Annotated in this window: 9 protein-coding genes; 6 read left to right on the top strand and 3 right to left on the bottom strand. The window is 42.5% G+C overall.

Translation table 11 applies throughout. The features are described 5' to 3' along the window. The first annotated feature begins 331 nt into the window (after positions 1–331). Positions 332–1,447, top strand: coding sequence for an alanine dehydrogenase (ald, locus tag L4C35_RS02520; protein WP_428461396.1), 1,116 nt, complete (start codon positions 332–334; stop codon positions 1,445–1,447). Between the two features lie 155 nt (positions 1,448–1,602). On the opposite strand, the gene L4C35_RS02515 is transcribed toward ald, so the two are convergent. Then, a complete protein-coding gene (locus L4C35_RS02515; protein ID WP_428461395.1) occupies positions 1,603–3,513 on the bottom strand; it encodes a bifunctional metallophosphatase/5'-nucleotidase in 1,911 nt (636 codons plus the stop codon). A gap of 270 nt (positions 3,514–3,783) precedes the next feature. Continuing rightward, entirely contained in the window at positions 3,784–4,500 is a 717-nt protein-coding gene (locus L4C35_RS02510) for a glycerophosphodiester phosphodiesterase family protein (RefSeq protein ID WP_428461394.1), read from the bottom strand. Between the two features lie 270 nt (positions 4,501–4,770). Between L4C35_RS02510 and rsgA the strand changes: the two genes are divergently transcribed. Further along, on the top strand, positions 4,771–5,814 hold the full coding sequence (rsgA, locus tag L4C35_RS02505) for a ribosome small subunit-dependent GTPase A (RefSeq protein WP_428461393.1): 1,044 nt from the start codon (positions 4,771–4,773) through the stop codon (positions 5,812–5,814). 764 nt (positions 5,815–6,578) lie between these two features. Here rsgA and L4C35_RS02500 read toward each other — a convergent pair. Beyond that, entirely contained in the window at positions 6,579–8,546 is a 1,968-nt protein-coding gene (locus L4C35_RS02500; RefSeq protein ID WP_428461392.1) for a reverse transcriptase domain-containing protein, read from the bottom strand. Positions 8,547–8,764: 218 nt separating this feature from the next. Here L4C35_RS02500 and L4C35_RS02495 point away from each other — a divergent pair, with 218 nt between their 5' ends. From L4C35_RS02495 to L4C35_RS02480, 4 genes are read left to right on the top strand one after another with little or no spacing between them, the layout of a single operon-like run. Further along, positions 8,765–10,504 (top strand): type I restriction-modification system subunit M, encoded by a 1,740-nt coding sequence (locus L4C35_RS02495; protein WP_428461391.1) that lies wholly within the window; start codon positions 8,765–8,767, stop codon positions 10,502–10,504. Then, positions 10,497–11,768 carry a restriction endonuclease subunit S gene (locus tag L4C35_RS02490; RefSeq protein WP_428461390.1) on the top strand — a complete coding sequence of 424 codons (1,272 nt, stop codon included), beginning with the start codon at positions 10,497–10,499 and terminating at the stop codon, positions 11,766–11,768. The genes L4C35_RS02495 and L4C35_RS02490 overlap by 8 nt, the downstream gene beginning before the upstream one ends. Beyond that, positions 11,762–12,598, top strand: a complete 837-nt coding sequence (locus L4C35_RS02485) for a hypothetical protein (RefSeq protein ID WP_428461389.1) — start codon at positions 11,762–11,764, stop codon at positions 12,596–12,598. Before L4C35_RS02490 ends, L4C35_RS02485 begins: the two co-directional genes overlap by 7 nt. Beyond that, positions 12,591–13,256, top strand: a complete 666-nt coding sequence (locus L4C35_RS02480) for a hypothetical protein (RefSeq protein ID WP_428461388.1) — start codon at positions 12,591–12,593, stop codon at positions 13,254–13,256. The genes L4C35_RS02485 and L4C35_RS02480 overlap by 8 nt, the downstream gene beginning before the upstream one ends. Positions 13,257–13,267 lie beyond the last annotated feature (11 nt).

Raw genomic sequence — 13,267 nt, 5'->3', positions numbered from 1 at the left:
GCAGTTATGCGCAATATTATTCTTCTAATAGTGTGATTAGACCGATAAAAAGACAAAAAAATAGCATTATATAAAGGTGGTTAATGCCAAATAATACCTTATTGGTGGTTTTAGTGTCTGGTTTATTGTTCAAGCCTGGTCATCTGGTCTGGTTTGTTGCTTTAAGGTGGTTTTTTCTTGTGTGACTGACTTCAAACTTGGTTGATCATACTGCTGTGGAATAAAATCCCAGTTTCATTTGTTGCCTAATGGTTAAAATTTAGTGCCACATTCCAAGTTTTTTTCTTTATTGTGTATATAACTTTTAAACAAGGCAGCAAGGAAACTAAAGATGATTATTGGCGTACCTAAGGAAATTAAAGTTCATGAATACCGTGTGGGTATGGTTCCAGCATCTGTAAGTGAAGCAGTAGCGCATGGCCATAAAGTATATGTAGAAACGCTAGCGGGTTCCGGTATCGGTTTTAGTGATCAAGACTATATCGATGCAGGCGCACAAATTCTGCCAACAGCTACAGATGTTTTCGCTGAAGCTGAAATGATTGTTAAAGTTAAAGAACCGCAGGCTGTTGAGCGTGCGATGCTCCGCGAAGGTCAAATCCTATTTACTTACCTTCACCTTGCCCCAGATCCAGAACAAACGATTGATCTTATTAACAGTAAAGCGGTATGTATCGCTTACGAAACAGTAACTGATAACCAAGGCCGTCTACCGCTTCTTGCACCTATGTCTGAAGTTGCTGGTCGTATGTCTATTCAAGCCGGTGCTTTTGCCCTAGAAAAATCAAAAGGCGGCCGCGGCATGCTACTAGGTGGCGTACCTGGTGTAGAGCCTGCAAAAGTAGTGATTATCGGTGGTGGTGTAGTTGGTGCAAATGCAGCACAAATGGCGGTTGGCTTACGTGCAAACGTTGTAGTGCTTGACCGTAATATCGATGTACTGCGCCAGTTAGATGCGCAGTTTGGCGGTGACGTTCAGTGTGTTTACTCAACCAAAGATGCGATTGAAAAACACGTACTAGAAGCGGATCTTGTTATCGGTGGTGTACTGGTAGCAGGCGCAGCAGCACCAAAACTGGTTACTGCTGAAATGATTAAAGCGATGAAACCTGGTGCTGCAATTGTAGATGTTGCTATCGACCAAGGGGGTTGTGTTGAAACATCGCACGCCACCACGCACAGTGACCCAACATACATTGTTGATGACGTTGTTCACTACTGTGTAGCTAACATGCCAGGTGCGGTTGCACGTACTTCAACGTTTGCACTGAACAATGTAACGCTGCCATACATTCTTCAACTAGCAGACAAAGGCTACAAACAAGCACTACAAGATGATAAGCATCTGCTAAACGGCTTGAATGTGTACCGTGGTCAGATTACTTGTGAAGAAGTTTCTGAGGCATTAGATATGCCATACGTCGCACCAGAAGTTGCTATTGCGTAATCGGCAATAATAAAGAGTAAAAATTAAATATAAAAAATCCCCGCACTGTTTAGTGACGGGGATTTTTATGTGTTTAATCGGTTGCTAAGGCTCTCGCTTGAAAAGCGTCAGCTTATTTCAACTCAATAAAATACAACTTGATAAAATGCTACTTATTAAAAGCTATTCAAGTTTTCGATTAGAACGATATCACGCTGAGCTGCTTGCTTCTCAACGTCTGTTTTCGCTGTTTTAATCGTTTGTTGTAAGCCCGCTAGCGCTTTTTCCATGCTGGCTTTGCTGCTAAAGATTTTATCTTTTACATTGATAGCAGCCACATTGGTATAACGACCATCGTCACTGGTTGGTACTGAGATTTTGCCACTATTCACAAGATCTTTAACGACTTTCGCTTCTTTTTCAAACCCCGTTAGTCCTGCTAAATGCCAGCGATGCATGGGTTTACCTTCGTATTGACCATGCTTAACGTCAGTTAAGTATTTGATGGTTAAGTTACGAATTGTACCGTCTTCTTCGCCAAACTTTTCTTCAGTATCAAAAAGAACAGGGAATTTACGACCTTCCAATACGCCACCTGCTTTGGTTAAGTGGCCCATGCGGTAACTATTCATGCCAAGGCGAATCGGTGTAGTATCTGTGATCATACTGTTATCAGCAAACTTCAGATCTTTAATACGCTTACCAGCAGGCTCAGTTAAATCGATGGTGTAAGTGACACCAGCAAAGAAGTCGTTGGTGGAGTATTTTGATGCGCGGCGCTCAGGGTTAAAGCTATAAGTAACATCGCCGTCTTTCACGCTGTTAAAGTAGCCAGCCGACCATTCCATGTAGGTTTTCAGCTCTTTACCTGTCATTTCATAAACAGTGATTTCACCGCCAGCGTATTGGTAGTTGTAAGCAATGTCTTTGGCTTTGATTTGGCCCACATCTAGCTCAGCTTTGTCGTTATCGATTTGCAGTGCAATCACGTTTGCCATTGGCGCGTAGTGCATGCTGGCTTCTTGGTATAGCGCACTAATGCCAGTGTCTTGAATGTGAACCTGTGGAATGCCTTTGATTTCGTTTTCTGGTACCAGATCAGTCCCAGTAAGTTCTGCCACTACACGGTTAGCATTTTCACGTAAGCGCTTGTGATACGGGGCGTAAAGGCTTTCCATCTTCTTATCAGAATCAGTGCCTTTGATCTTATAGGTAAAGCTGTCTTTATTAACTAGCGTAAATTTACCATCACGTTCTTCAAATTGAAGATCAATGCGTGAAAGGGCACGGCCATATTTGTCTGGTTCAGTGATGATCACGCCATTAACGACAGCTTTGTCGATACGGGTATGCATGTGGCCTGCAACAATCGCATCAATTTCAGGGTTGGCATTGGCGATATCGGTTACACCAGTGTCTTTAATGTTGTTTTCGTTATCTAGCCCCATGTGTGCAACTAACACAATCGCATCAACTTTATCGTCGATTTGCTTGATCACTTTTTTGACTTCAAGCGATGGATTAGTGAATGTCATGCCATCAAGACGGTTAGTCCCTTCTGCAAAAACAGCAGTCATCGGTGTATCCATGCCGATAACACCAATTTTAATGCCGTTACGTTCGATGATGGTATGAGCGGGAAGGAAAGGGTTACCATCTGCACGTTTAATGTTGCCACCCAATGATTGGCCTTCAAATTGCGATAATGAACGGTTTAGCACTTTTAAGCCGAAATCGAATTCGTGGTTACCTAATACCCATACATCGTAAGACATTTCGTTGAAACCTAGCATCATAGGATCAACAGGTTCATCTTTAAATGTCTCGACAAAGTTACCTTGAATCGTATCGCCAGCATCTACCAAGATGACGTTATCTTGCTCTTGGCGAACTTGCTTCACTTTGGTTGCTATTTGGCTAAGGCTACCACGCATATTTAGCTTGTCGCTTGCGTAGTCCCAAGGCATGAAATGGCCATGAATGTCAGAGGTGCCCAAAATCGTGACATCGGTAATATCGCCGTCAGCCGCAAATGTAGTACCACTTAACGCAAGAAGTATGGCAGAAGTAAGTAACTGCTTTTTCATAGAATAAGGCTCGAATTAGAATAATGTAATGGTTTCGGGCGCTATGGTAGGGGGATATACATAATATTTTGGTGATGAATATCAACCTTTTGTTGAAACGAATTTAATATATATCACGCAGTGTGAGTGCTATCTCACTGATGTGTTTAAATGGATGATGGGTGGGTCATTTATTGCCGTTTGAAAATTAGGCTGCACAATCATCAGCCTAATCTTGTCAAAGTTCGTTCAAGTTGCTTGTGGGTATGCTTAAAGGGAGGTCGAAGCGAACTAAAATTTATTCGGGTAATCAGTGATGATGTTATCGACGCCCCATGAGCGGAACATAGCGGCTTTATCGGGCTCATTCATTGTCCAGATATGTAACTGTAACTCAGCGGATTTAATCTTGGTTGCCATACCTTCAGTGAGTTTGCTCTGATCGTAATGAATACTATACAAAGCTAATTCTTGCGCTTTTCGCATCATATTACGTATGTTCTTTGATGTAATAAGGCCACGACGCACCTCAGGGTAGAGGGTTTTGCAATAAGTGAGTACGCCCAGATCAAAGCTTGAAAACACCAATTTATCGAGTGGGAAATCCAGCTGTTTAACGGTTTTTACAATTTGTTCAACTAGCGGTAGCACTTCAGATTTACGGTGAATTTTAATTTCTAAGTTCATCGTAATATTAAGTTCATTACACAGACGGAGTGCTTCTTCGAGGGTCGGTATTTGCTCTCCGCTATATAAATCTTTGTCAGCACCAGTGAATTTGGCATTAGCATCGAGCTGTTTTAACGTGTCTAACGACATTTTGCCAACACTACCACGACCATTGGTACAACGGTTCACGGTTCTATCGTGGATCATAACAGGTACACGATCAGCGCTTAACTGAACGTCCATTTCGACCCACGTTGCACCACATTCTGCGGCCTTTTTAATCCCTGCAAGGGTATTTTCTGGTGCTAACGCTCGCGCACCACGATGTCCTGAAATCATAGTAAATCCAAATGAATACACTGTTTATTGGGGGAGTGTAGCGAATAATGATGACGGAATCTTTATTGCTGCTAGCAATATTAAATGCAAGGCGAGTAGGATGCTGAAATCCATATGTAAACTGTCGTTTTTTTTCAATTCACATTCAGGCATTGCCGCTATTATTATGCCTATCGGCTTAGCTACTTTTGGCTGCTAGGTTAAATCGTGACAAATACTGAAATTTAGAACACAAATGAGTAGGCATAGTGTGCCTAAGGTAAAACGAGAATGAATACAAAACCGACATTAGTTCAACTTGGGTGGCGTCCATTTTTCCAACAGCAACTTACACTTGAAGAGCTGACTGAGTTTCAGATTGGCCGCGTTGTTGAGCAGCATCGTAGCGGTGCGATTGTGATGAGTGAGCAAGGCCAAGCAAGCCTAATGCAATCACCGCAGAGTGAGCGGCTCTGTGTCGGTGATTGGGTGCTATTTGATGATAATTTGAAACTTAATCGTCTGTTAGAGCGTCAATCATTGTTTGAACGTAAAGCACCAGGTTCTAAGCTAGACACACAGTTGATCGCATCTAATGTCGATAGCCTGCTGGTGGTGTGTTCATTAAACAATGACTTTAATCTGAGTCGTATCGAGCGTTACTTGGCGTTGGCAAAAGATGCTGAAGTCGAGCCTGTGATTGTGCTGACGAAACAAGATCAGTGCAACGATGCAGACGAGAAACGTAAACAAGTTCAAGATTTAGATCCGTTTATGATGGTACATGCCATTAATGCGCTAGACCCAGAACACCTTAAAGAACTGTCTGGTTACTGTAGCTTAGGCAAAACCTTGGCATTGGTTGGGTCATCTGGTGTCGGCAAGTCTACATTGGTTAATGGTCTCATGGGTTTTGAAGCTCAGCTCACCGCAGGTATTCGTGAAGATGACAGTAAAGGTCGCCATACCACGACATCACGTGCGTTAAAGTGGCTGCCACAAGGTGGCTTGTTGATGGACACTCCGGGAATGCGTGAACTGCAGCTGACAGATTGCGAAAAAGGGGTCAATGATACCTTTAGCGAAATCACAGAGCTTGCTGATCAGTGCCGCTTTGCTGATTGTCAGCATGGCAGCGAACCCGGCTGTGCGATTCAAGCTGCATTAGCAGATGGAACCCTAGCGGAAAGGCGTTTTATCAGTTACCAGAAGCTATTGCGTGAGCAAGCGTTTAATGGTGCTACCTTGGCTGAAAAACGCACCAAAGATAAAGCCTTCGGTAAAATGATTAGTACGATTCAAAATGCATCTCGTCAGCGTAAAAAAGGCTTTTAATCGATTTAATTATCAAGATTATTGGTGTTCTAGATTCCCGCTAGCTTCTTGTTATTCAAACATAAACGCCACCGAATTCGGTGGCGTTGTTCGTTGTTGTTAATTTTTGATTTATTTTCAATTTTCTTTCGTCTTAGCTACATGAATCCTAAAAGTGATTACTGAGTGTCGGCTCATGGCTTACTCAATGGGTCGCTTTCTTAGTGATATTTAATTAAGAAGCAACGAGATAATCGACATAGTTTGATAGAGAAATAGAAGGCATGTTGCAGAAAGTTGTCGCACAAAAAGAGCAAGGTGCTATGAACTACGCTGAATGGATCTCTTTTCGAGTTTGTTTAATGTTCGCATAAGGAATTTCAATACCTCCTCACCATCGAATACTCATTAGGTGATAGCCTTGCCGTTTAATAAATACCCTCATGCGTTTTAACTAGTGGAATAGGTTTTTTGAGGCTTGTTGCTTGAGCTAAACCAAGAATAAACAATATGAGTAACGGAAAGCGCTTTTTCATTTTAAGACTGAGTGACAGGCTAGAGGATAATAAAAAGCCCAAGCGATGAGCTTGGGCTTAATTTGTGTTTCAAACACCTGTTGGCGGTCTTACGTAGTAAGACACATGGGATCAATGTTGCAATTCATCATTCAAGTTGCAGAATTGACCCATCGTGAGCCAGCACAACGGTAAATTGGAGTTGGGAAATCAGTAGACGAAAACATCAACCCTACCAAATCCTAGCAAACACAGCGCGATTATACTTCACTACCTCTGGTTATACAAATAGATGGTTTGATGTCGGTTCTTTTGTGTGGTCTTCTTATACATCTCCTGAGATTTATCGTCTAAGAGACGCCATTGGTTATCGTTCAAGTCTGGATAAAGTGTGCTTAGATAAGCATTTCGGTGTTGCTTTTGTTCTTCGATATGAGCCTGACGTAATCCAGAGTCTTCTTGTTCTCTGCCTGTAAGCTGTGACTTTACAAAAGGGTGTAAATCAGCGATGGCTTGACGATAAACGATACTTTGTGCATGAAGAGTGGCATAAGAGGCTTCATCGATATCAAAGTATCCCATACAGAATTTTTTAAAATGAGGTTCTATAAACCAACCACAAGGGATTAAGTAAAGCGCAGCAGTTGCATTGGTGTGGACAATGGCTTTGCATAGCTCTCTAAAGTCATTTAGTTTTGTGTTGAATGGCAGATGTTTGCAGTTATGATTAAAGCTCTTTAAGTGAGGCGAAACAGGCAATAAAACACTCAATGCAAATAACTGCGTTGTTACTACAGAATCAAAGTGGCAGCTGAGTTTTTCTTCATCAAGGTATCTAAGGGCATACGAGTTTTCATATAAGAAGTTATTTAACTCGTAAGGTCCAAGTTCGTCGATAACCGCAGGAAGCAGCCAGTTATGAGCATGTGCGATTTTCAACCTAAACTTCTTTGGAAATAGATTTTTAACGCTAGAAATAACCGCTTGGTAGTAAGCTTTCGAGTTAAAAGTAGCTCGCTCTCTTGAACTTCTAGGTAGCTGAATCACACTAGCTTGTTCGATTGCGCCTAATAGCTCGAAGTCTTCTGGTGTTGCGAGTAGTCCTAACTTCAAAAAAGCTTCCAAAACCAGTTCTGTTTCATGCAGCGCTAGAGGTGAGCTATATAGTCCAGTAGCGATGACGTTTGCTACAGTGTACCGACCTTTAATATAAGATGTAGGCTTGGCACAAAAAACTTTTGTACCAAAGGTCATGTAGAGCCGCTTAATGCAACCTAAAATCTCATCATCGATTGGATTGTACATCTTGTGAGGATGCTGAATGTTAGTTGCATACTCTCCCATGCTTAAATAGTGAATACGGCCAAAAGCGGAGCTAGCCTTCACTGCCTTTTGCCAGCCCCAATCACCGCTGGTAAGCACACTATACAAGAGGAAATCAGCATCTTTTGTTGAAGACATAGCCTTGCTAGCCAGTGATAGGTTGCCATGACTCGTAAGCCCATTAAATCGACGGCTCTGTTTACCTGTAAGGCCATCATAGTTTTGTTGATGCGCGAGTGCTCGTAGAGTGCGCTTGAGCTTTCTTGGTATATACACGCCCTCATGATCAACATGAAGGCCACATACTTTACGGCGGCCATGCCCTGCATCTTGGAGTTCAATCTTATCAGGGTTAACGGTAAAACCGTGCTTGTGGATAATTAAGCCGATATGTGAAATCAGTGAAGGAAGCTTATGGGGAGGACATCCATTGAATGAAATCGTTAGATCATCGATATAGCGAGTATAAGCATATTTATCATTGAACTGAGCATTCAATAACTCTATTAGCTCAAGATCAGCTTTAAGCAGCACTAAGTTACAGATAGCACTTGAAGTAGGTAGCCCTTGCGCTGCTATAGGTTCATTCGCTGTAGATACATTGACAAAGCAAGCCTCTGGAATACCCACAAGTCCTGCCTGTTCGACGAGAGAGCGAGTTATACTATCAAAACAGCTTTTTAGGTCGATAGATAGAGTAAACTGAAACTGCTGATGAGGGACGGCATTAGCAACAATATTCGAGTGTTTACGGCCATGAACAACATGGAAAAGGTTATGTTGAACAAGAGCCTTTGTTAGCATTTCCTCAATTTTATTTTCAAGAATATCTCGATATTCATAACGCTCATCTTTGTTGATGGCTACAACAGTCCTGTGCTTTCCATTTCCCTTATCAATTTTCAGTTCACGCATGGTAAGTTCATCGTTTTTTTGTGGGGGAGTATTATATTGTTTTATGTAAAACCTGCAAATGGCGGGGGGGTTACTTTAGCCTCAGAAAAGTAGATTTCATGGAAACGCTCATATGCGCACTATTGTGAGTTAAATAAATTGTCCAACCCCGTCCCAACAGGTAAAATTCCGTTCAATATGTGAGTGATCACTCAACAAGCTTTTTATAAGTGAATTCAATGACCAACAAACTCTCTCTCCAACAGCTTGAGTCTTTCCTGTGGGAAACGGCTGACATCCTTCGTGGCAATATGGATGCCTCTGAATTTAAAGATTATATTTTTGGCATGATGTTCTTAAAGCGCATGTCGGATGCCTTTGAAGAAGAGCAAGAAAAGGTCATTAAGTACTACCTAGATAAAGGGAAAACCAAAGAGCAAGCGACTGAGCTGGCAGATGATGAAGATGAGTACGACGACACCTTCTATATGCCAGAAAATGCTCGTTGGTCTGCACTTAAAGACTTGAAGCACAACATTGGCGAAAGCCTTAACAAGGCAACAGAAGCAATTGAAGAGTTTAACCCAGCGCTAGAAGGCGTATTGGTAACGATAGACTTCAACATCAAAAACAAACTCTCTGATGCCAAGCTGCGTGATTTATTGTCTCACTTTAGCCAGCACCGCTTACGTAATGAAGACTTCGAGCGCCCAGATATGCTGGGTACGGCTTACGAATACCTGATCAAAATGTTTGCCGACAGTGCAGGCAAAAAGGGCGGTGAATTCTATACCCCAAGTGAAGTGGTGCAATTGCTGGTGGCATTACTAAAACCACATGCGGGAATGCGTATTTACGATCCGACAACAGGTTCGGGCGGTATGTTGGTACAAACCCGTAATCACCTTACAGCAAACAAAGAAAACGCTGCTAACTTATCGCTGTACGGGCAGGAAATGAATCTGAATACGTGGGCAATTTGTAAGATGAACATGTTTTTACATGGCGTGCAAAGTGCCGATATTCGCAAAGGTGACACCCTACGTGACCCTCAGCACACCCAAAGCGGTGAGCTAATGACTTTTGACCGAGTCATCGCTAACCCGCCTTTCTCCCTGAAGAAGTGGGGTAAAGATGAGTGTGACAGCGATGGCTTTGGTCGTTTCCCTTATGGTACGCCACCTAAAGATGCAGGTGATTTAGCCTTTATCCAACACATGATCGCCAGCACTAACGCTGAAGGTATGGTGGGCGTGGTGATGCCTCATGGTGTGCTATTCCGTGGTTCTAGTGAAAAAGCGATTCGCCAAGGCATCTTAGAAGATGATTTGCTTGAAGCTGTGGTTGGTTTGCCGTCTGGCTTGTTCTATGGCACAGGCATTCCTGCTTGCCTACTTATCATCAACAAGAACAAAGTGGCAGAACGCAGAGGCAAAGTCTTGTTCATCAACTCTGAGCTAGAGTTTGAAGAGGGTAAAAACCAGAACAAGCTACGCCCACAAGACATTACAAAGATAGTTGAAACCTTCGAAAACCATTCATTTGAAAGTAAGTGCGATATTAAACGCTACGCAAGAGTCGTGAGCTTCTCAGAGATTGCTGAGAACGATTTTAACCTCAACATTCGCCGCTATGCGGATACCTCACCACCTGCAGAAATCTTTGATGTACGCGCGATTCTTCATGGTGGAGTGCCAGTACGTGAAGTGGAGAGTGAATACATTCAAGAAGAGGTCATCAAAGACTTTGATGTATCTGTAATCTTCGATAAGAAAGATGAAGCTTACTTTGAATTTAAAACTGAAATTAAGAGTAAAGAGCAGATCCGTGAAGTAGCAGGTGATGTTGATGCGGAAATAATTACTCAGTTGGAACGCTGGTGGGATAAGTACCAAGTGTCATTAAAGGCTCTAGATAAGAAAGTGACAGATGCAGAAGAAAAAATGCATGGGTACTTGAAGGAGCTGGGGTATGAATAACGTTGTTCCAGAAGGTTGGGAGTACAACCCGTTATCTTCACTTGCAGATATAGACAAAGGTTCATTGAAGGCTTCGACAGATCCTAATTATAGGTTTAGGTATGTAGATATAGCTTCAGTATCAACAGGTCGAATCGACTTACCCTCTGAGCGTATTTCTTTTTCAGAATCTCCTAGTCGTGCGAGGAAAAAAGTTCAATCAGGTGACGTGCTAATGTCAACTGTAAGACCTAATTTGAAGTCATTTGCATACTTTGAGGCAAAGGGTGATGACTATATCGCATCTACAGGTTTTTCTGTTATTAGAGCTGTAAATGGTAATGATGGTCGTTTTTTGTTTAATTCAATCTTAGCTGACGATATCACAAGGCAGATTGAAGCTAAGGTCGTTGGTTCTAATTACCCTGCAATCAATTCATCGGATGTTAAAAATCTAGAAGTTTTAACGCCAACAAGGCCAGAACAAAAGAAAATCGCCAAAATCCTCACCTCAGTCGATGAAGTGATTGAAAAAACACAGGCGCAAATCGACAAGCTCAAAGGCCTAAAAACAGGCATGATGCAAGAGCTACTCACCCGAGGTGTCGGTGTGGATGGTAAGCCGCATACCGAGTTTAAAGACTCGTCAGTGGGTAGGATTCCGAAGGGTTGGGACTGCTTATCGCTTAAATCCATTACCAAAAGGATTACTGATGGGACACATCAGGCAGTAAAAACCTCTAAAGAAGGGCATATTCCATTCCTTTATGTCTCGTGCATAAAAGATGGCGTTATTGATTGGAATAAGGCTTCTATGCTTACCGAGGAAATGTATGAGGCAGCATCGAAAGGTCGAAAGCCTGAGGTTGGCGACATTTTATACACAGCCGTTGGCTCATATGGTAATGCCGCTTTAGTTACAAAAAATACTCAGTTCAGCTTTCAACGACATATTGCGTTTATTCAACTTGACATCGAAAAAGTACATCCAGAGTTTATATCTTGTTTTTTGAATAGCCTTATGGGCAAAAAGCAAGCTGACTTTTTTGCGATCGGCAATGCCCAATTGTCCGTAACACTTGGTGATCTTGGTAAGTTTAAAGTACCACTGCCCCAAAAAAATGAGCAGGTGAAAATTGCGTTGGCAATGAAAAGCGTTGAAGATAGTTTGCGTACTACTTATAGAAAACTGCAAAGTGTGGGAAATGTCAAAAAAGCCCTTATGCAAGATCTCCTAACAGGAAAAGTCCGAGTCACCCCAGACGAGGAAGACTTCGAATGCTAAAAGCCATTCTTCACGGTAAAGCAGGGCGAATAGATCACGATGGGCAAGAGTCAGTCCGTTGGGCTAGCTTGTTTAAAGCCCGTGAAGATTTGCTAACCTCCACCTTCTTTGAGCGGTTTGCTTATCTATCTGATGATGTTCAAACTCAAATCCTAGCCAGTTGCTTTTCTCTATCGCCTGATGATTTTCAGGCGAAGTTTGGCGTATTTCAATCTATCGACTATTGGCCGAGGTACGAGCTAGGTGAAGGCGGTGAATCTCGCCAAGTTGAGCCTGATTTAGTGATTCGCTTTGAATTGTGCAATTTGATTGTTGAAGTAAAACCACCAGCAGGCGGCGACCAGTATTACGACCAATGGCAAAGAGAGGTCGATTCATTCTTGCAGTCGGATGAACGCGAGGCACTGCCGCTATATTTTCTCGCAATTGGTCGTATCGATACTCGTAACGCACTGCAATGGGGAAAGTTGCTCAAGGAGCAGCACCTAGAGCTAGAGTTGGTTGGGGCTACGAAATGGCAAGCCGTAACGGACGTGTTAGTTAAGTTAATCAACGAAGGTGTTAGCCGAACAGATAAACGGATACTTTCCGATATGCTCGAAGGCTTGGCCTTGTATGGGCTCAAAACCAATAACTTTAAGTGGTGTGATTTAGTGAATCACGGTTTTGAATGCCTAACTTTAGACCACTCTAGGTTAGTGGACCGTAAATTAGATCAAGAACTCATCCCTGCCAACCAGAGCCAATCAAATCAAAAGCTCATTCATCATAATTTTAACCCCGTCAGTTTAGATGCGCTGTCGGTTTGGCCTAGGAATACCCATGAATAATCAAACAACAGAAGACCTATTCTCACAGGTAAGAACTGCCCACCGATTGCTTGCGGCTTATTATCAAAGGCTTTTACCAACAATAGAGCAACTGGGTAAAGCCTTAGAGTTAGACTTTTACGTTTGGCAGCCTAAAGAGTTCGCACGTCCAACTCGTTTCACAACGAGTCCATTTGATGGTTGGCAATGGGACATGCTGCCAGCACTGTCTACCTTCTATGTATTTAAGAACGTGAAAGATGTGAATCAGGTTCGAGTGGGAGAGTATTTAGTCGAAATCATGATTGATTCCGATACAGGCGTACACGGTGAGGTGGCAAATGGTAATCAGCCTGATGGTATCGCGCTACCTACCAGTGTCGAAGATGCACAAAGTGTATTAAAAATCAGTGTCTACACGCCTTTTGAGAACCAAGACTGTAATTGGTATTACAAAGTATGGAGTGTCTGTGACCATCCTTTTTACTCTGCTGAACCTAAACCCAAAAAAGATGAGTCGGGCTACCCTGTGGTCGCGTGTGGTTTTGAATTGCCACTGTCGGCATTGCTTGAAAAAGAAGCCGTCGAGAACATTGCCTCTAAGACGAGAGAGTACATTGATGCAGCCTTGATTTTTGCACAATCACAGGCAGTGACGAATGAAGGTGCAGAGGCATAATTAGGTGGTAG

The sequence above is a fragment of the Photobacterium kagoshimensis genome, assembly GCF_050337045.1.
Lineage (GTDB): Bacteria > Pseudomonadota > Gammaproteobacteria > Enterobacterales > Vibrionaceae > Photobacterium > Photobacterium kagoshimensis.
Note: the sequence above shows the minus strand (reverse complement) of the source record. Positions and strands in the feature narration are given on the sequence as shown.